The organism is Rhizobium sp. SEMIA4064 (genome assembly GCF_003025035.1).
GTDB classification, from domain to species: domain Bacteria; phylum Pseudomonadota; class Alphaproteobacteria; order Rhizobiales; family Rhizobiaceae; genus Rhizobium; species Rhizobium paranaense.
In genome coordinates this window covers 303439-320931 of record NZ_PYJN01000019.1, presented here as the reverse complement: position 1 = coordinate 320931, position 17493 = coordinate 303439, and the positions used below count along the sequence as shown (strand labels likewise).

Sequence of the window (17493 nt, the reverse complement as noted above, 5' to 3'; positions counted from 1 at the left end):
TCTTGCCGTCGCCTTGTCACCCCGGCGGCTCATGTGCCGTAGTTTACCGTCATATCTTCCTTTTTCGAAGCCTCGCTGCGCGCCAGCGACATGCTTTCCGGCGTGATCATCTGCGCATTCGCCGAAGGCATCGTGGTGTAGGCGTCGCGATCGCTGGCGGGCTTGGCGGCGCGCATGCGGCTGCGGAAGATCGCGTAGGTCGTGATCAGCACATGGGCGACAGCGGTGACGAAGAACAGCGAGTAAGGGCCGATGGCGGACATGACGGGACCGCCGAGCGTCGGGCCGATGATCGTGCCGATACCGTAGAGCAGCAACAGGCCGCCGGAGACCTTCACGAAATCCTCAGGTGCGGCGAAGTCGTTGGCATGGGCGACGGTGATCGGATAGAGCGTGTTGGCGACGGCGCCATAGATGACCACCATGCCGATCAGGAAAAGAGGACCGGTCGGCTGCAACAGGAAAAGCAGCAGCCCGTCGATGGCTGCAATCGCGGCCATACCAGCCAGCACGTAGCGGCGGTCGATGCGATCGGAAAGACGGCCTGCCGGAAACTGCATCACGGCGCCGGCAAAGATGGTCGAGCTCATCATCAGTGCGATATTACCATCCGAGAGACCGGCATTGGCGCCGAAGACGGCGCCGAGCGTACCGTAGGCACCATTGGCGATGCCGACCAGCAGGATGCCGATGGAGGCGACAGGCGAATTGCGATAGAGCGCCTTCAGATCCAGGCTGACGGCTTTCAGCGGCTGCGGCGAAGCGGCTGTCGAGAGCGTCGTCGGCAGCATGGCGACGCAATAGCAGATGCCGCAGAACATGAAGAGGATCGGCGTGTGAATATCCTCGAAGGGGATCATCATCTGGCCGGCGACGGCGCCGATCAACGTGATGCCGATATAAAGCGAGAAGATGGCGCCGCGGCTTTCATTGGTGGCGCGTTCGTTGAGCCAGCTTTCGATGATCATCGAGGTGCCGGCTGTGCAGAAGCCGGTAACGGCGCGCAGCAACACCCACCAGGTGGCGTCGACGATGATGCCGGTCAGCAGCGCGATGATGGCAATGACGGCGATGAAACCGGAAAAGGCGCGGACATGGCCGATGCGCCGGACCAGTTTCGGCGCCGTCAGGCAGCCGAGCACGAAGCCGGTCGCCCAGGTCGTGCCGAGCAGGCCGAGTGTCGTCGTGGCGTAACCCTCGGCTGTGCCGCGCACCGGCAGAAGCAGGCTGTGCAGGCCATTGCCGGTGAATAGGAAGAGCGTACCGAAAAGCAGGGCAAGAACGGGTAAAATATTTCTCTTCATGTTCCCACTTTCATGCGGTTCCGCTTAAAGAACCGATAAGGCAGGACAAAGCCCTGCCAGTTTTCGCTATTGATTGTGCCCCGGATTGCCGTTATCGGCGTGTAGAAACAGTCTGTTGGCGCGGAAAAATGTCCGTCCTATGACGAATAGAGCATGATCGTGAAAACTGCGCAGTGGTTTTCGAAAAAGCCATGCTCACTCTTGCGCAAACGGGGAAAAATACCGTGACAAAAGTGATCGCGGTGCTGCTGTTGCTGGCCATGGCGGTGCAAATCATCAAGCCGCTGGGCCTTCCCGGCCTCAAACGGCGTGCCGATTTCTGGAAGATCGCCGTGATTGCCTTCGCAATCTGGACGATCGCTTTGGTCATCAACGAGACATTTTAACGCATGAGCTTGAAGGCGGGGCGTCGACGGCTAGTGCATGTCGCGCAAAAGTGTGCGGCGGTTTTGCGAAAACGACATGCACAAACAAGGAGCTAAAGCGTGGGAGCGAATCTGAAAGATCGCGACGAGCTTTAGAATGTGACTTCGCCGCGCATGACGCTGACACAGTCGCCAGAGATGAAGACGTCGGCGACGGAGCCGGCGGATTTCCTGACATCGAGGTTAATCAGGCTGCGCCGGCCCATTTCCACGCCCTGTTCGATGGTGATCTGCACTTCCGCGTCGGCTTTAGGCAGCAACGAGGTGAGATAGGCGCCGAGTGCGGCGGAGGCGCTGCCGGTTGCCGGATCTTCGAGAACACCATCCAGCGGCGCGAACATGCGGGCGCGGATATGCTGGGGTTTTTCGGCCGAGCGCGTATAGAGGAACAGCGAAAAATCGGTCTTCTCGTCCTCATGGCGGGCGGCCGCTTCCGCGAAAACGGCGGCGTTCGGGCGGGCCTTGCCGAGGGTTTCGAGACCATCCACTTCGGCGAAGGCGAAGAGCAGCCCGACGGAGGCGAATGTCGGGCCATGCGTCGTGTGACGGATGGATGCGGGATCGAGCTGAACGCAGCGAGCAACGAGATCGCCGGCGATGGCGCTGCCGACTTGCAACGCGCCGGGCGCCCGTATCTTCGCGCCGCTTACCTCATTGCCATTGCGCAGCAGTTCCACATCCACCAGCCCGGCTTTCTCTTCGAAGAGAAGCCTGTCACCCGGCGTCTTTCCGAATATCTCCGTTTGCCGCCCGAGCACGAAAGCCGTCCCGACATTCGGATGGCCAGCAAAGGGGATTTCCTTGGTTGGCGTGAAGATGCGGACACGCGCCGTATTGTCGGGATTCTCTGGCGGAAGAACGAAGGTCACTTCGGAATAATTGACCTCCGTCGCGATCTTCTGCAACGCCTCGTCGCTCAAACCGCGCGCATCCGGGATAACGGCGAGCGGGTTGCCGGCGAAGCGTTCGGAGGTGAAGACATCGGTGGTGACATAGGCGACGGCGTTCATAGGCTGCTCCCGAGCTACGGCAGAACTGCAGGGATTTAGCCGCTGTTTGACTGAGCACGAAAGCGGGAACTTGTGCCGGTGACAACTTCGCGACCGGCTTTCTTTCCGGGGTTGCCCCTCACCCTAGCTCTCTCCCCGTTTTGACGGGGAGAGGGGACGACCTCGGATTTATGTCTGTACCATTGCCGGGATGGAAGGCTGTGGGCGCGTCTATCCCCTTCTCCCCGCGGGCGGGGAGAAGGTGGCCGATAGGCCGGATGAGGGGCTTTTCGGGCATATGGACAACATTGGTAAAGACAAAAAGCCCCATCGCATCGCGATAGGGGCTTCTCGTCAACGCGTTACGTCAGATCAGGCAGCCTTTTCGCTGTCCTTGGTCCAGCTACCCTTAGCGGCGAGATAGTTCATCTCGGCGCGGTGGGTGAAGGCGCGCTGGCCGGCGGCGACGTTTTCCGGCTTGCCGCCCCAGGCCTTCAGCGAGGCGTCCTGCAGGGCGCGGCCGTAGGAGAAGGTGACGTGCCAAGGCAGGTCGTAGCCGTTGATGGCGGAGAGATGCGCGGTTGCTTCTTCCGGCGACTGGCCGCCGGAGAGGAAGGCGATGCCGGGGACGGCGGAGGGAACGGTTTCCTTCAGAACCCTGACGGTGGCCTCGGCGACCTGTTCGACCGATGCCTTGCGTGCCTTCTTGCCGTCGATGACCATGCTCGGCTTCAGGATCATGCCTTCGAGTTTGATGCGGGCTTCGGCGAGTTCCTGGAAGACGATCTGCAGCGTCCAGCGGGTGATTTCCTCGCTACGGGCGAGATCGTGCGTGCCGGGTTCGCCGTCCATCAGGACTTCCGGCTCGACGATCGGCACGATCTTCGCCTGCTGGCAGAGAGCGGCGTAGCGGGCCAGCGCATGGGCATTGGCCCTGACCGAGCCGTAGGTCGGCAGGGCGTCGGAAACGGCGATCACGCCACGCCATTTGGCGAAGCGGGCACCGGCATCGTAGTATTTCGCCAGGCGGTCACCGAGACCGTCGAGGCCTTCGGTGATGGTTTCGCCCGGGAAGCCGGCCATCGGCTTGGCGCCGGTGTCGACCTTGATGCCGGGAATGCTGTCGGCAGCGCGGATGATGTCGACGAAAGGCGTGCCGTCGGCAGCCTTCTGGAAGAGGGTTTCCTCATAGAGGATGACACCGGAGATATACTTCTTCATCGCCTCGTCAGAGCGGAAGAGCATTTCGCGGTAGTCGCGCCGGCTCTCTTCGGTGGAAGCGAGAGCGATCGTGTCGAGACGTTTCTTGATCGTGGCGGTGGATTCGTCAGCCGCCAGCAGGCCTTTGCCACCGGCCACCATCTTTACGGCAATGTCTTCAAGTCGTTCGCTCATTTTCGTTCTCCAAGGCGTTTTCAGTCAGCGACGGGTCATATAAGTCGGCGATAACAGAAGTGAATATAGAGGGAAATGGGCAGCTAAATTATTGAAACGATTGAAATGATTTCAACCGTTTGAAAGTTTGGACTATCACTTTAGCATCCTGTGGAAAGCTGCGAAAGTCCGGCTCGCAGCTCTCCTTTTTCGTATGAAATACGGCTGTTTATTTTTCGGTATGGAGAACAGCGACGCCCGGCAGGACCTTGCCTTCCATCCATTCGAGGAAGGCGCCGCCCGCCGTCGAGACATAGGTGAAATCGTCGGCAACGCCGGCATGGTTCAGAGCGGAGACGGTATCGCCGCCGCCGGCAACCGAGGTCAGCTTGCCGGCCTTGGTGCATTCGGCGGCATATTTGGCGGCCGCGACCGTAGCAGCGTCGAAGGGCGTGATTTCGAAGGCGCCGAGCGGGCCGTTCCAGACCAGCGTCGTTGCGCGCGCGATCCAGGCGTTGACGGCTTCGACCGATTTCGGGCCGACATCGAGGACCATGGCATCGGCCGGAATGGCGTCGATCGAAACGACTTCATTGTCCGCGCCTGCCTTGAATTCGCGGGCGATGACGCCGTCTTCCGGCAGCACGATGGCGCAGCCCGACGTGGCGGCTTCGATCATGATCTGCTTGGCAGTCTCGGCCAGATCATGCTCGCACAGCGACTTGCCGACATTGGTGCCGCGGGCGGCGAGGAAGGTGTTGGCCATGCCGCCGCCGATCACCAGCGCGTCGACCTTCTTCACCAGGTTCATCAGCAGGTCGATCTTGGTCGAGACCTTGGCGCCGCCGACAATGGCGACGACCGGCCGGGCCGGGTTGCCGAGGCCTTTTTCCAGCGCTTCCAGCTCAGCCTGCATGGTGCGGCCAGCATAGGCGGGGAGGTGATTTGCAAGGCCCTCGGTCGAGGAATGGGCGCGATGAGCGGCGGAAAAGGCGTCGTTGACGTAGATATCGCCGTTGGCAGCCAGCTTTTCCGTAAAAGCAGCGTCGTTTTTCTCTTCTTCCTTATGGAAGCGGGTGTTTTCGAGCAGTAGAATATCGCCAGCGTTCATCTTGGCGATGGCGTCGGCCGCCGGAGCGCCGATGCAATCGGATGCGAAGAGAACGGCGTGATCGAGCACTTTTTCGACTGCGGGGATGATCAGGGAAAGCGACAGATCCGGCGACGGGCCATCCTTCGGGCGGCCGAAATGGGCAAGCAGGATGACCTTGGCGCCCTTTTTGGACAATTCCAGAATGGTCGGTGCCACGCGCTCGATACGGGTTGCATCGGTGACTTTGCCGTCCTTGACCGGCACATTGAGGTCGACGCGCACGAGCACGCGCTTGCCGGTGATGTCGGTGAGATTGTCGAGGGTTTTGAAGGCTGCCATGAGGAGGATCCAATGCTGTTGGTACCGCGAAGTGCGCCGACCATACTACGGATGATGCGAGACGCAAGGCGTTCAGGCGTCGTTTTTGCCGGTATTGGAATCGGTTGAAACCACCTCTTCGGCGTGTTCGCGGCGCCGGCGCAGGAAGCCGCGAATACCATTCAAAATATCGTGGAGATTGATGAAAATCGGCAGGATCGTCGGCGGTTCCAGCGCTTCCAGCGACATGCCGACCGACTGGATATGGTCATTCTCATCGAGATCGCGGACGATGAGGATAATCTCGCCCAGACGGACACGATCGGCGTAATCGGCCTTGCCGCCGAGGCGCTGACGCATAAGCTCGGCGATGGTCAGCCCCTTTTCCGCTTCGCTCAGAAGCCCTGGTCCATAGGCCGCGTCGAGATCGGCGGCAGGGCGCAGCGGCGAGATCGAGAAGGCGCCGAAGAAATCGGCATCATCCGGATCGACCGGCGCGCGGCTGGCGAACAGGCGGTCGAGAAGGCGCGAATAGCTGGGTGAGATGAAGAGATAGACGAGATCGTTCTCGCGCAGGCGCCCGGCATATTGATAGCGCATCGACTTGCCGTCCCGCACGACGAGCGACGGCATGGCCCAGCGCGGAATGCGTTCGCCGCGCAGAACCGGACTATCCTTGACGACGCGATAGGAAAGCAGCTCATGATTGACCGTGCCCGGGAGGTCGACCTCGACTTTGTCGACTGCGCCCATGCGCGGCGGCACGATGAGGCCGAGCCGACGCGCCATCGGTTTGATCGTCCAGCCTTGAACCAGCAGCGACACCAGCACGACGATGAAGGCGACATTGAAATAGGTGTGGCCGCCCTCGAGATTGCCGAGGATCGGCATGATGGCGAGCAGGATGGAGACGGCGCCGCGCAGGCCCACCCAGGCGACGAACCCCGTCTCCCGTTGCGTGTAGTCGAAAGGCAGCAGACAGAGCCAGACGGCGACCGGCCGGGCGATGAAGATCAGGAACAGCGCCAGCGCCACCGCGGGGAGGGCGATTGCCGGAAATTGCGATGGCGTGGCGAGCAGCCCGAGGACGAGGAACATGATGATTTGCGCCAGCCAGGTCAGGCCATCCTGAAAGCGCTTGATGCTGGCCGAAGCCGGCATCTTGCGGTTTCCGGCGTAAATGCCGGCCACGTAGACGGCGAGAAAGCCGCTGCCGCCGACGGCGCCGGTAAAGGAGAAGACGAGAAGGGCGAGCGCCAGCACGAAGATTGGCGTCAGGCCGCGGTCGGTCTCCAGATGGCTGACGATCAGCACGATCATCATGCCGCCGAGCAAGCCGAGGATGACGCCAAGACCCATCTGCTGGAGGAAGGTGGCGAGCATGACGAGATTGAGGCCGTGATAGCCTTCGCCGCTTGCCAGCAGTTCGACCAGCGCCAGCGTCAGGAAGATCGCCATCGGATCATTGGTGCCGGATTCGACTTCCAGCGTCGATCGCACCTTGTCGCGGATGTTGATGCCGCCGATGCGCAGCAGGAAGAAAACGGCGGCCGCATCCGTCGAAGCCACGATCGAGCCGAGAAGCAGGCCCTGCAGCCAGGTAAAGCCAAGGAGCCAGGTGGCAGCGAGGCCGAAGAGTGCCGCCGTGACAAGAACGCCGGTAGACGCCAGAGCCATGGCCGGCGCGGCTGCCAGTTTGAAGGCCTGGATGGGCGTGCCGTATCCGGAATCAAAGAGGATGATGGCCAGCGCAAGCGAGCCGAGAATATACGCAAGATAGTTGTTGCTGAATTCGATGCCGAGTCCGTCCGTGCCGGCCATCAAGCCGATCATCAGAAAAAGCAGCAGCAACGGTGCGCCGAAACGGAAGGCAAGCAGGCTCGAGAAGGCCGCCAACAGAATTAGGACCGTGCTCACCAGCACGACGACGTAAAATGCCTCCACTCCTTTTTCCCCTTTCCCGCGCGCCCTTGGCCGGGTCGAAGCCCGAAACGTTCGCAATTCTCCCCACTCACTATGCCGCCGCACGCTTAAAATTAGTACATGCAAATATTATTCGGAGAAGGCGCTGGATCGATGCCCGCTCCGACGATTGCGACTTCATGATGTGATGCGTTTCACCAGAACAGTGAAACGGTCCGGAACGTCTTGGGAGAATTCCTGTGAAAAATTTATTTGTAAATCTGGACCATAGCAGGGCAGGGAGAGGGAAGATTCAAGATGTTTTTAGATGATGGAATAATTTACATCGATATCGACTGATGGTATGAATTCCATCATGGAAGCAAAGCTAATCCAGAAGACAAGGCGCCAACTCCGTGAGGGAGCATTCTTCGAAATTGTGATCTGGCAAGTGCCAATTCCTCTGCGCGGTAGCCTCCACACGATAAAATACCGTTTAGCGCTGGTCGTCGAAGGTACGTGTGTGTTGCGCTATGATAACGAGGCCGGCAAGGGCGACCACAAGCATGTGGGTGATACTGAGGTGTCATATCACTTCGAGAATGTCGACAAACTGCTCGCCGATTTCATGCAGGACGTGAAAGGATGGTTCGATGACAACGCTTAAAGTCAGAATAGAGACGTTGGAAGAAACATTGAGCCGTGCGGCAGAGGCGTGGAAATCTGTGGAGTCCGGACAGGAGACGGCGGCGGATGAGAGCCTTGCCTTTGCTTCATGGGATCTGATGCACCGCGTCCTCGCGCCCAAACGCCTTGAAATCCTGCGCGTCATGAGTGGGCAAGGGGCGATTAGCATGCGCGAGGTAGCGCGTCGTGTGGACAGAGATTTCAAAGGCGTCCATGCCGATGTTGAGCTTTTGCTGCGCAACGGTGTGATTGACAGAACAGACGATGGCATCGTCTTTCCCTATGATCGGATACATGTCGAGTTCGATATTGAGGCCGCAGCTTGATCGGCCGCATCAAACATCCACACGCTTGAAATAGCTCGGATAGTCGATCACCAGGCCATCCGCATCGACCGGCAGGTCGACGGTGAAAGCTCTGTCTTCGGCGGCGTAGCGATAGAGTTTTTCCGGCGTGATGCAGGTGTAGCGCTGGCCATCGCGCACCGGCACGAAGCTGTCGGACGGGATATAGAGCATGGCTAGCTTTGCCGTTCCAGCTTCGGGCGTCAGCTCAAGCCGGCGGATCGGCAGGCTGTTGGTGAAGGGGGAGCCATAGAGATCGATATCGATGCAGCTGTCGAATTGCGGCAGGGCAACGCCCTCTTCGGTGTGCCAATGTCCTTTGCCGTCGGAAAGCAGGGCGAGGCGCCGGCCATCGGTGGTTTCGATCGAGAAGGAGAGAACGGTCCAGTCGGCTGCGCAATCGATGCGGTAGAAGACGCCATAGGGCGAACCTCCGCGGCCGCCGATGATGGTGCCACAGGCGCGAATGGCTGCGCCGGTGGCCGCGTCGATGGGAGCGATCGTCAGATGCTCCAGCCCGTCTCCTTCCATGGGACGCCAGCGGACTGTCGTCGGAAGGAGAGGGCGGAAGGCCATGATCAGATCAGCTTGGCAAAAGCGACGGCCGTGTCGGACATGCGGCTGGAGAAGCCCCATTCGTTGTCGTACCAGGACAGGACGCGCACGAAGTTGCCTTCCATGACCTTGGTCTGGTCGGTCGCGAAGATCGACGAGTGGCTGTCATGGTTGAAGTCGCGGGAAACCAGCGGCTCGTCGGTGTAGCCGAGGATGCCCTTCAGCTTGCCGTTTGATGCAGCCTTGATGGCTTCGTTGATTTCGCCGACCGTCGTTGCCTTCTTGGACACGAACTTGAAGTCGACAACCGAGACGTTCGGGGTCGGAACGCGGATCGACGTGCCGTCGAGCTTGCCCTTCAGGTGCGGCAGAACGAGACCAACCGCCTTTGCGGCGCCCGTCGAGGTCGGGATCATGGACAGGGCCGCGGCGCGGGCGCGGTACAGGTCCTTGTGCATGGTGTCGAGCGTCGGCTGGTCGCCGGTGTAGGAGTGGATGGTCGTCATGAAGCCGTGGTCGATGCCGACGGCGTCGTCGAGAACCTTGACCACCGGCACCAGGCAGTTCGTGGTGCAGGACGCATTGGAGATGACCAGGTGCTCCTTGGTGAGCTGGTCGTGGTTGACGCCGAAAACGACGGTTAGGTCGGCGCCGTCAGCAGGAGCCGAAACGATGACGCGCTTGGCACCGGCCGTCAGATGAGCGGCGGCCTTGTCGCGGGCCGTGAAGATGCCCGTGCATTCCATGGCGATGTCGACGCCGAGGTCCTTATGCGGCAGGGTTGCCGGATCCTTGATCGCGGTGACCTTGATCGGCTTGCCGCCGCCAACGATGATGGTGTCGCCTTCGACCTTCACTTCGGCAGGGAACTTGCCGTGGATGGAATCGTAACGCAGCAGATGGGCATTGGTCTCGACCGGGCCGAGGTCGTTGATGGCAACGACTTCGATGTCAGTGCGGCCGGATTCGACGATCGCGCGCAGAACGTTACGGCCGATGCGGCCGAAACCGTTGATGGCAACTTTTACAGTCATAGTGTGTTCACTCCCGTTCACTCAGGGTATTTCTATTGAAATGGAGAGCGCCTTTCGACGCCCTCAGGAAAGCTTTGCCTCGGCGGCGGCGACAACCGCTTCCGTGGTGATGCCGAAATGCTTGTAAACGTCCTTGTAGGGCGCGGAAGCGCCAAAGCTCTTCATGCCGATAAAGGTACCTTCCGGACCGATGAATGCGTCCCAGCCTTCGCGAACGGCAGCTTCGACGGCGATCTTGACCGGCGAGTTGCCGAGCACTTCCTGGCGATAGGCGTCCGGCTGCTCGAAGAAGAGTTCCGTGCAGGGAACGGAAACGACGCGGGTGGAAATACCCTTGCCTTCCAGCGCTGTGCGGGCGGCGACGGCGATTTCGACTTCGGAACCCGAAGCGAAGATCGTCACCTTGGCATCGGCCTTGCCGACGAGCGTGTAGGCGCCCTGTTCGCAGAGGTTCTTCTCGCTGTATTCGGTGCGCGCAGCGAGCAGGTTCTGGCGGGTCAGCGCGAGGCCGGACGGACGATTCTGCGTCTTGATCGCGAGCTGCCAGCATTCCGCCGTCTCAGTGGCATCAGCCGGACGGAACAGCAGGAAGTTCGGAATGGCGCGCAGGCCGGCGATCTGTTCGACGGGCTGGTGGGTCGGGCCGTCTTCGCCGACGCCGATCGAGTCATGCGTCAGAACGTGGATGGCACGAATGCCCATCAGCGCGGCGAGACGCAGCGGCGGACGGCAATAGTCCGAGAAGATGAGGAAGCCGCCGGAGTAAGGGATCAGGCCGCCATGCAGCGCGATGCCGTTCATGGCGGAGGCCATGCCGTGCTCGCGAATGCCCCAGTGGACGTAACGGCCGGAGAAATCGGTCGGGGTGATCGACTTCATCTGGCTGGTCTTGGTGTTGTTCGACGGCGTCAGGTCGGCGGAACCGCCGAGTGTTTCCGGCAGGAAGCCGTTGATGACTTCGAGCGCGTCTTCCGATGCCTTGCGGGTTGCGAGCGTCGGCTTGGTTTCGGCGAGCTTCTTCTTGTAGTCGCTGATGGCGGCATCGAAGCCAGCGGGCAGCTCGCCGGTAAAGCGGCGGTTGAATTCGGCCTTCTTGCCGGCCTCCGCGTTCGCGACGCGGCCTTCCCAGGCGATCCGGGTCTCGACAGACCGCTCGCCGGTAGCGCGCCATTCGGTGAGGAGGTCGTCGGGAATGACGAAAGCGTCATAGGGCCAGTTCAGCGCAACGCGGGTGGCTGCGATTTCCTCGGCGCCGAGCGGCGAGCCGTGAACCTTGTGGGTGCCCTGCTTGTTCGGAGCGCCGAAGCCGATGATCGTCTTGCAGGCGATCAGCGTCGGGCGGTCGGACTGGTGAGCGGCCTCGATAGCTGCGCCGATGGCGGCCTGATCATGGCCGTCGACTTCGATCGTGTTCCAGTGAACGGCCTTGAAGCGGGCGACCTGATCGGTCGAATCCGAAAGCGAAACAGCGCCGTCGATGGTGATGGAGTTGTTGTCCCAGAAGAGGATGAGCTTGTTCAGCTTCAGGTGGCCGGCGAGCGCAATCGCTTCATGGCTGATACCTTCCATCAGGCAGCCGTCGCCGCACATGACATAGGTATGGTGATCCATGAGATCGGCGCCGAATTCTTCACGCAGCTTGCGCTCGGCGATCGCCATGCCGACCGAGTTGGCAATGCCCTGGCCAAGCGGACCGGTGGTGGTTTCGATACCGGTGGCATGACCATATTCCGGATGGCCGGCGGTCTTGGAACCTAGCTGACGGAATTGCTTGAGGTCTTCGACCGACATGTCCGGATAGCCGGTCAAGTACAGCAGCGAATAGAGCAGCATGGAGCCATGGCCGGCCGAAAGCACGAAGCGGTCACGGTTCGGCCAGTGCGGATGCTTCGGGTCGAAGCGCAGATATTTGCTAAAGAGAACAGTGGCGACATCCGCCATCCCCATCGGTAGACCGGGGTGACCGGAATTGGCCTTCTCGACAGCATCCATGGCAAGGAAACGGATCGCATTCGCCATCCGGTCGTGTTGTTCGCGAGAGATCATGGTTTTTCCGCAGGGTTCCGGGTTCGGGGGATGGCCACACGCTTGGGAGGCTGGGCCACCGGTTGAAAGGCGGCCGAAACGGAGAAGTCTTTACAAACTCCGTTTTCACTACTGCCTCAGGCGGCTGAGACATAGCAGTTAGGGCGAGCAAGTCAATAAATCCACGGGCCGATCAGGGGGTGGTGCGGCAATTTTTCGACATTTGCCCGTCGGCTTATACAAAAGACGACATGGGCAAGACAAAGCCCGCCTAAGTCATAAAGGAGACCTTCATCCACAGATTAGGCCCCCTGCCGCATGGCGGCCTTTATTGACGTTCAGTTGCTGAGTTGAATATTGTTGCGAAATCAGTCGAGTGGCCGGATATTTTGATTCGGGCCTTGCACGGGGAATCGAGAGGCATGACACCCTCAGGCAAAACGGTGGATGTGGCGCTCGCTCAGTTGCGCCAGGCGCTTTCGACTTTGGAAGGCGCCGTCGACGGGCGGTTTGAACGTGAACGCGCGCAAAGCGATGTCGAAGGCGAAGTTCGCCGGGTGCATGCGGATCGCTCGCGGCTCGCGCAGGAACTCGACCAGGCCGAGTTCCGGGCGAACCGGCTCGAAGAAGTCAATCGCGAAGTCTCGCGCCGGCTTGTGACGGCGATGGAAACCATAAGAGCCGTGCTCGACCGCTGATCCCTTGGGACGCAGCCGTCGCGATCCGCGGCAATGATCGGAAAGTCTGATGGCGCAGGTAACGGTAACGATCGACGGCAAGGCCTATCGCATGGCCTGCGAAGAAGGGCAGGAAGAGCATCTGACGGATCTCGCCACCCGCTTCGACCGCTATGTCATGCATCTGAAGAGCCAGTTCGGCGAGATCGGCGATCTGCGTGTCACCGTCATGGCCGGCATCATGATCATGGACGAGGTGGCGGAATTGACGCGCCGTGTCTCGGCGCTGGAAGCCGAACTCGAAAACCTGCGCAGCAACCGTGACACCGTGCTTGCGGCCAATGCCCGCAGCGAGGAGACGCTCGCGACCGTCATCGACGAAGTGACGATGCGCATTCGCGGCATCACCGAGAAACTGGCGGTTCGTCCGAGTGCCGAGCCGAACTGAGGCTTTCCTTTATTTACAGGGATTGCGTCGTGGCACCCTCTGGTACAAGGCGAGAATTGTCTTTATATAGGATTTGCGGTCTGCGCTTCCCGACAGGAACCACAATCCCTGGGGCCATACTCGATCCAAAGGGAGCTGTCCCTGACCAGGCCCGTGGGCCTGGACACACGGTGCCCACCTACGTTTGTAGGCGCCCAGGATCGTAAACATCCATCGGTCGTCGTGGATCGCTCTTTCTTTCTCGACCTTAAAGAACAGGCAGCGCCGCAGGGTTCTTGTTGCCCCGCTGACGCCGCTCCTCCCCTTAACGTTTCGCTCCGAGATAGGCGCCGCGCTCGAATTCAGAGCGGTTGGCCGCGCTGCGCAGGCGCAGCAGGTCCTTACGGGCGATGAGGCCGACAAGGACGCCGGTCCGCTCATCGACGACGGGAACGCGGCCGGTATCGGCATGGATCATGATATCGGCGACGCGGCCAACCGTGTCTTCGGGATGAGCGACCGGAATGGATGTATCCGAGATCAGATCATAGAGTGTCTGGCCGGCGAGATCGGGTTGGCCCTGCCATCTCAAGGCATCGGCGCGAGAGATCATGCCGACTAGACGCCCGTCGGTCTCGACGACGGGATAAAAGCGATGGGCATCCGGCTGCTCCGTCAACTGCTTTAGTGCCTCTGCCGCCTGCATCGCGGCGGGAAGCGTATCCACCTTCGCAATCATGATGTCGGCAGCGCGGGTCAGTTCGAACGGATCTATGCCGTATTCGCGCGTGATGTGCTGGCCGCGGCGCGCGATCTTTTCCGTCAGGATCGAGCGCTTCAACAGCAACACGGTGACCGCGTAAGCTGCGACCGTGGCGGCAAGCAGCGGCACGAGCGCATGCATGTCGCCGGTCAATTCGATGGCGAAGAAGGTGCCGGTCAGCGGCGCGCGCATCGTGCCGCCCATCATCGCGGCCATGCCGAGCAGCGCCCAAAAGCCGGGATCTCCGGGCAGGACGAGGCCGATAAGCCAACCGAGCGTGCCGCCGAGGATGAGAAGCGGCGCAAGCACGCCGCCCGACGTTCCCGACGACAAGGCGACCAGCCAGATACCGGCCTTGACCAAGAGAATGGCAACTACGGCAATCGCGACGACATGGTCGTTCAGCAGATCGGAGATGATGTCATAGCCGACGCCGAGCGCGCGCGGCTCGATCAGCCCGCCGAGACCGACGACGAGGCCGCCGAGTGCGGGCCACCACATCCAATGGATAGGCAGTTTCTCGAAGGCGTCTTCGATGCGGTAGAGCAGCGTCGTCAAAAGGCCGGATTGCAGGCCGGAGACAATGCCGAGGCCGGCGGCCAGCAGGATGCCCCACCAGCTTAGCTGCATGTCGAAATGGGCCGGAAAGAGCGGGCCGCTGCCAATGAGCAGGGGCCGCCAGGCGATGGAGACACAGGATGCGATTACCACCGGGATGAAGCTGCGCGGCTTCCATTCGAACAGCAGCAGTTCGACAGCCAGCATGACGGCGGCGATGGGCGAGCCGAAGATTGCGGTCATGCCGGCGGCGGCGCCCGCGACCAGCAGCGTCTTGCGCTCGGCAGCGCTCAGATGAAAGAACTGGGCGAACAGCGAGCCGATGGCGCCGCCGGTCATGATGATCGGCCCTTCCGCGCCGAACGGGCCGCCCGTGCCGATCGAGATGGCGGAAGAGAGTGGCTTCAGCACGGCCACTTTCGGCGACATGCGGCTGCCGCCGATCAGGATCGCCTCGATCGCTTCCGGAATGCCGTGGCCGCGGATCTTTTCCGAGCCGTAGCGCGCCATCAGGCCGATGACGAGGCCACCGATGATGGGCGCGGCCACCATCCAGGGGGAGCGGGCGACGGTGCCGAGCGACAGCGGTTCGACGCTGATCTTGAACAGCCAGACGGCGTTGGTGACAAGCGCGATGAGGTTGATCAGCACCCAGGCCGAGAGAGCGCCGCCGGTGCCCACGACCAGCGCCATGGCCGCAAGCACCAGGACGCGCTTGTCCGTCGTGAAATCCCCATTGTCTTTCCGCGAAGCGCCACCCGAGAAATCATGGGCGGGCCGATGATGTACGTTGATATCCTGCATGGAATGCTTTCTGTGCTAAAGCGCGGCGGCAAATTGGCCGAAACTGCAATGGCAATTATATCGTAATGCGATATAAATCAACGGCTGAAAACAGAATGTATTTGTGAGGAAGATGGAAGTGGCGCGGGATTTGGATGAAACGCTATCGCAGGCGGATTACGAGGCTCTGGCGACACTGCGCTACACGCTCCGCAAATTCATGGATTTCAGCACCTCCGCTGCCCATCAGGAGGGACTGCCGCCGCAGCAGCATCAGGCGCTTCTGGCGATTAAGGGCAACCCAGAGAACGAGACGATGACCATCGGCATGTTGGCGGAACGGCTGCTGATCGCACCCCATACGGCGACCGAATTGGTCGGCCGGCTGATCGATGCCGGCTATGTCACCCGCCATCCCGATCCCGCCGACAAGCGCCGGCAAACGCTGCGGCTGACGGAAAAATCCGAAGAGATCCTGCGTCGGCTGACGGCCATCCATCTGCGGGAAATCCGGGACATGGCGCCGGAACTCATCGATATCCTGACGCATCTGCAGGCGGATGTCGGCGGCAAATGAAGAAGCCATTGCCGTGGATGATCGGCAACGGCGCGCTCGCGGTTATTGACCGAGACGGATGCCGCCGTCGCAGATCAGCGTGTGGCCGCTGGTGAAGCCGTTGCTGATCAGGAAGGCGATGGCTTCGGCGATCTCCCGCGGGCGCCCGACACGTCCAACCGGCGTACGTGCGGCGAAGCCGGCAAAGGCTGGCGCCTTCTGTTCTTCGCCGAGGAAATCCCACCACGGCGTGTCAACGACGCCGGGCGAGACGCAGTTCACCCGGATCGGCTTGAGTTCGACGGCAAGAACTGGCGCAAGGGCGGCGATTGCGGCGTTGACGGCTGCAAGCCCTGCTGTTCCCGGTAAGGCCGCCTGGGCTGAGACGGCGGAGACGAAGGTGATGCTGCCTTCCTTTGAGAGATAGGGAAGACAAGCCTGAGCGCAGGCAAAATGCGCCATCGTCTTCTGCTCGAAACCCTTCTTGAGATCGGCAAGGTCGACGGTTGCGAAGGGGCCACCGCCATTGCCGCCGCCGAGTGCCAGGACGAGATGATCGAAAGGCCCGATCGTCTGGAAAATTCCGGCAAGACCAGTGACGTCGGCGGCGTCCATGACGATCGTCGCGACATCGCCCGAGAGGTTTTGCGCTGCCCGAAGCTTTGCCTCGTCGCGACCTGTAATGGTCACCCGATATCCTTTTTCGAGAAGATGGGCGGCGGTCGCAAGGCCGATGCCGGATGAGCCGCCAATGATGACGGCGTGTTGGGATGACATGGTTCGTCTCCTTGTTGGATGATTGATGGCGGAGATGTCGGGGTCGCTCAGGCGAGACCGGTGAGGTCGTAGCTGAGGGCGCGCGGCCGTTTGCGTGCTGTCGCGTCATAGGCCTGGGCGTTGGCGCGGGAGGGGCGCTGCCCGTCGTAATAGAGGCCGGTGCGTCCTTCGAGGTTGGAGGCTGCTGCCAAGTTGAGAATGGCGTTGGCGCCTTGGTCGACTGTGCTCAAGGGTGTCACGCCTGCCTGGCGCACCATGGTCGTGTCCATGTAAGTCGCGGGGTGCAGGCAATTAACGGTGACGCCGGTGCCTGCCAGTTCCTCGGCGAGATCGAACGTGAACATGATCTGCGCCAGCTTGCTCTGGCAATAGGCGCGCACGCCGCTATAGCCACGCGTCAGCATGACATCGGAGAAGTCGATCGGCTGCTGGCCAGCCGAGGAAACGTTGACGATGCGGGCCGAGCTGCTCGCCTTCAACAGCGGCAGCAGGCTGCGCGTCAGCAGGAAGCCGGCAAGATAGTTCACCGCAAAGCGCAACTCGTGCCCGTCACGGCTGACCTGGCGCCCGGCATTGCCGCTGCTGGTGCCGACACCGGCATTGTTGATCAGAATGTCGAGGCGATCATGGTCGCGCTTGATCGCGTCTGCGAGGACACGGACCTCGTCGAGCGATGAAAGATCGGCGGGATAAAAGGCGGCTTTTCCGCCCGCATTATGAATATTGGAAAGCAGGCTCTCGCCGCGCGCCTTATCGCGTCCATGCACCAGCACCATAGCGCCCGATACAGCAAGCCTTTCGGCAACCCGGCGGCCGACGCCGTCTGTCGAGCCGGTGATCAGGATCGTCTTGCCGCTCATGTCCATCGCAATCACCTCCATTTCATCCATGCAGTGATATTT

At 61.0% G+C, this 17493-nt stretch carries 17 protein-coding genes and 1 other RNA gene; 7 read left to right on the top strand and 11 right to left on the bottom strand.

Annotation, left to right across the window (positions count from 1 at the left end):
* Positions 1-29 precede the first annotated feature (29 nt).
* On the bottom strand, positions 30-1304 hold the full coding sequence (locus tag C9E91_RS15305; protein ID WP_107109134.1) for an MFS transporter: 1275 nt from the start codon (positions 1302-1304) through the stop codon (positions 30-32).
* Between the two features lie 173 nt (positions 1305-1477).
* Here C9E91_RS15305 and C9E91_RS15300 point away from each other — a divergent pair, with 173 nt between their 5' ends.
* Positions 1478-1690 carry a hypothetical protein gene (locus C9E91_RS15300; protein WP_107109133.1) on the top strand — a complete coding sequence of 71 codons (213 nt, stop codon included), beginning with the start codon at positions 1478-1480 and terminating at the stop codon, positions 1688-1690.
* 131 nt (positions 1691-1821) lie between these two features.
* Here the strand turns inward: C9E91_RS15300 and C9E91_RS15290 are convergent, their stop codons facing one another.
* The 4 genes from C9E91_RS15290 to C9E91_RS15270 all read right to left on the bottom strand — a co-directional run bounded on the left by C9E91_RS15290 (position 1822) and on the right by C9E91_RS15270 (position 7447).
* Complete coding sequence (locus C9E91_RS15290; RefSeq protein WP_107109132.1) at positions 1822-2739, bottom strand: PhzF family protein; 918 nt, start codon at positions 2737-2739, stop codon at positions 1822-1824.
* A 351-nt stretch (positions 2740-3090) separates the two neighbouring features.
* The gene (locus tag C9E91_RS15280; RefSeq protein WP_107109130.1) at positions 3091-4113 is read right to left on the bottom strand and encodes a class I fructose-bisphosphate aldolase; all 1023 of its coding nucleotides are present in this window, start codon (positions 4111-4113) and stop codon (positions 3091-3093) included.
* Between the two features lie 208 nt (positions 4114-4321).
* Complete coding sequence (locus C9E91_RS15275) at positions 4322-5524, bottom strand: phosphoglycerate kinase (protein WP_107109129.1); 1203 nt, start codon at positions 5522-5524, stop codon at positions 4322-4324.
* 72 nt (positions 5525-5596) lie between these two features.
* The gene (locus C9E91_RS15270; RefSeq protein ID WP_107109128.1) at positions 5597-7447 is read right to left on the bottom strand and encodes a potassium/proton antiporter; all 1851 of its coding nucleotides are present in this window, start codon (positions 7445-7447) and stop codon (positions 5597-5599) included.
* A 334-nt stretch (positions 7448-7781) separates the two neighbouring features.
* Here C9E91_RS15270 and C9E91_RS15265 point away from each other — a divergent pair, with 334 nt between their 5' ends.
* Both C9E91_RS15265 and C9E91_RS15260 read left to right on the top strand, forming a co-directional pair.
* A complete protein-coding gene (locus C9E91_RS15265; protein ID WP_107109461.1) occupies positions 7782-8072 on the top strand; it encodes a toxin-antitoxin system TumE family protein in 291 nt (96 codons plus the stop codon).
* Positions 8059-8418 (top strand): HVO_A0114 family putative DNA-binding protein, encoded by a 360-nt coding sequence (locus C9E91_RS15260; RefSeq protein ID WP_107109127.1) that lies wholly within the window; start codon positions 8059-8061, stop codon positions 8416-8418. Before C9E91_RS15265 ends, C9E91_RS15260 begins: the two co-directional genes overlap by 14 nt.
* A gap of 9 nt (positions 8419-8427) precedes the next feature.
* On the opposite strand, the gene C9E91_RS15255 is transcribed toward C9E91_RS15260, so the two are convergent.
* The 3 genes from C9E91_RS15255 to tkt form a co-directional block, all read right to left on the bottom strand.
* Positions 8428-9012, bottom strand: coding sequence for a putative glycolipid-binding domain-containing protein (locus tag C9E91_RS15255; RefSeq protein WP_107109126.1), 585 nt, complete (start codon positions 9010-9012; stop codon positions 8428-8430).
* A gap of 2 nt (positions 9013-9014) precedes the next feature.
* Entirely contained in the window at positions 9015-10025 is a 1011-nt protein-coding gene (gene gap / locus C9E91_RS15250) for a type I glyceraldehyde-3-phosphate dehydrogenase (RefSeq protein WP_107109125.1), read from the bottom strand.
* A gap of 63 nt (positions 10026-10088) precedes the next feature.
* Positions 10089-12071: a transketolase gene (tkt, locus tag C9E91_RS15245; protein WP_107109124.1), complete on the bottom strand. Its 1983-nt coding sequence runs from the start codon at positions 12069-12071 to the stop codon at positions 10089-10091.
* Between the two features lie 401 nt (positions 12072-12472).
* On the opposite strand from tkt, the gene C9E91_RS15240 reads away from it, so the two are divergent.
* From C9E91_RS15240 to ssrS, 3 genes are all read left to right on the top strand, one after another.
* Complete coding sequence (locus tag C9E91_RS15240) at positions 12473-12748, top strand: DUF4164 domain-containing protein (RefSeq protein ID WP_107109123.1); 276 nt, start codon at positions 12473-12475, stop codon at positions 12746-12748.
* Positions 12749-12797: 49 nt separating this feature from the next.
* Positions 12798-13175: a cell division protein ZapA gene (locus C9E91_RS15235; protein WP_107109122.1), complete on the top strand. Its 378-nt coding sequence runs from the start codon at positions 12798-12800 to the stop codon at positions 13173-13175.
* Positions 13176-13249: 74 nt separating this feature from the next.
* Positions 13250-13408, top strand: a non-coding RNA gene (ssrS, locus tag C9E91_RS15230) — 6S RNA.
* A 71-nt stretch (positions 13409-13479) separates the two neighbouring features.
* Here ssrS and C9E91_RS15225 read toward each other — a convergent pair.
* Complete coding sequence (locus tag C9E91_RS15225; protein ID WP_107109121.1) at positions 13480-15279, bottom strand: chloride channel protein; 1800 nt, start codon at positions 15277-15279, stop codon at positions 13480-13482.
* A 118-nt stretch (positions 15280-15397) separates the two neighbouring features.
* On the opposite strand from C9E91_RS15225, the gene C9E91_RS15220 reads away from it, so the two are divergent.
* Entirely contained in the window at positions 15398-15835 is a 438-nt protein-coding gene (locus tag C9E91_RS15220) for a MarR family winged helix-turn-helix transcriptional regulator (RefSeq protein WP_245407506.1), read from the top strand.
* A gap of 42 nt (positions 15836-15877) precedes the next feature.
* On the opposite strand, the gene C9E91_RS15215 is transcribed toward C9E91_RS15220, so the two are convergent.
* A complete protein-coding gene (locus tag C9E91_RS15215; RefSeq protein ID WP_107109119.1) occupies positions 15878-16591 on the bottom strand; it encodes an SDR family oxidoreductase in 714 nt (237 codons plus the stop codon).
* Positions 16592-16638: 47 nt separating this feature from the next.
* Complete coding sequence (locus C9E91_RS15210; RefSeq protein WP_107109460.1) at positions 16639-17457, bottom strand: SDR family NAD(P)-dependent oxidoreductase; 819 nt, start codon at positions 17455-17457, stop codon at positions 16639-16641.
* Between the last annotated feature and the right edge of the window lie 36 nt (positions 17458-17493).

Coding starts and splice junctions, on each gene's coding strand:
- C9E91_RS15305 (WP_107109134.1), bottom strand. CDS start 1,304: ATGAAGAGAAATATTTTACCCGTTCTTGCCCTGCTTTTCGGTACGCTC.
- C9E91_RS15290 (WP_107109132.1), bottom strand. CDS start 2,739: ATGAACGCCGTCGCCTATGTCACCACCGATGTCTTCACCTCCGAACGC.
- C9E91_RS15280 (WP_107109130.1), bottom strand. CDS start 4,113: ATGAGCGAACGACTTGAAGACATTGCCGTAAAGATGGTGGCCGGTGGC.
- C9E91_RS15275 (WP_107109129.1), bottom strand. CDS start 5,524: ATGGCAGCCTTCAAAACCCTCGACAATCTCACCGACATCACCGGCAAG.
- C9E91_RS15265 (WP_107109461.1), top strand. CDS start 7,782: ATGGAAGCAAAGCTAATCCAGAAGACAAGGCGCCAACTCCGTGAGGGA.
- C9E91_RS15260 (WP_107109127.1), top strand. CDS start 8,059: ATGACAACGCTTAAAGTCAGAATAGAGACGTTGGAAGAAACATTGAGC.
- C9E91_RS15255 (WP_107109126.1), bottom strand. CDS start 9,012: ATGGCCTTCCGCCCTCTCCTTCCGACGACAGTCCGCTGGCGTCCCATG.
- gap (WP_107109125.1), bottom strand. CDS start 10,025: ATGACTGTAAAAGTTGCCATCAACGGTTTCGGCCGCATCGGCCGTAAC.
- tkt (WP_107109124.1), bottom strand. CDS start 12,071: ATGATCTCTCGCGAACAACACGACCGGATGGCGAATGCGATCCGTTTC.
- C9E91_RS15240 (WP_107109123.1), top strand. CDS start 12,473: ATGACACCCTCAGGCAAAACGGTGGATGTGGCGCTCGCTCAGTTGCGC.
- C9E91_RS15235 (WP_107109122.1), top strand. CDS start 12,798: ATGGCGCAGGTAACGGTAACGATCGACGGCAAGGCCTATCGCATGGCC.
- C9E91_RS15225 (WP_107109121.1), bottom strand. CDS start 15,279: ATGCAGGATATCAACGTACATCATCGGCCCGCCCATGATTTCTCGGGT.
- C9E91_RS15215 (WP_107109119.1), bottom strand. CDS start 16,591: ATGTCATCCCAACACGCCGTCATCATTGGCGGCTCATCCGGCATCGGC.
- C9E91_RS15210 (WP_107109460.1), bottom strand. CDS start 17,457: ATGGACATGAGCGGCAAGACGATCCTGATCACCGGCTCGACAGACGGC.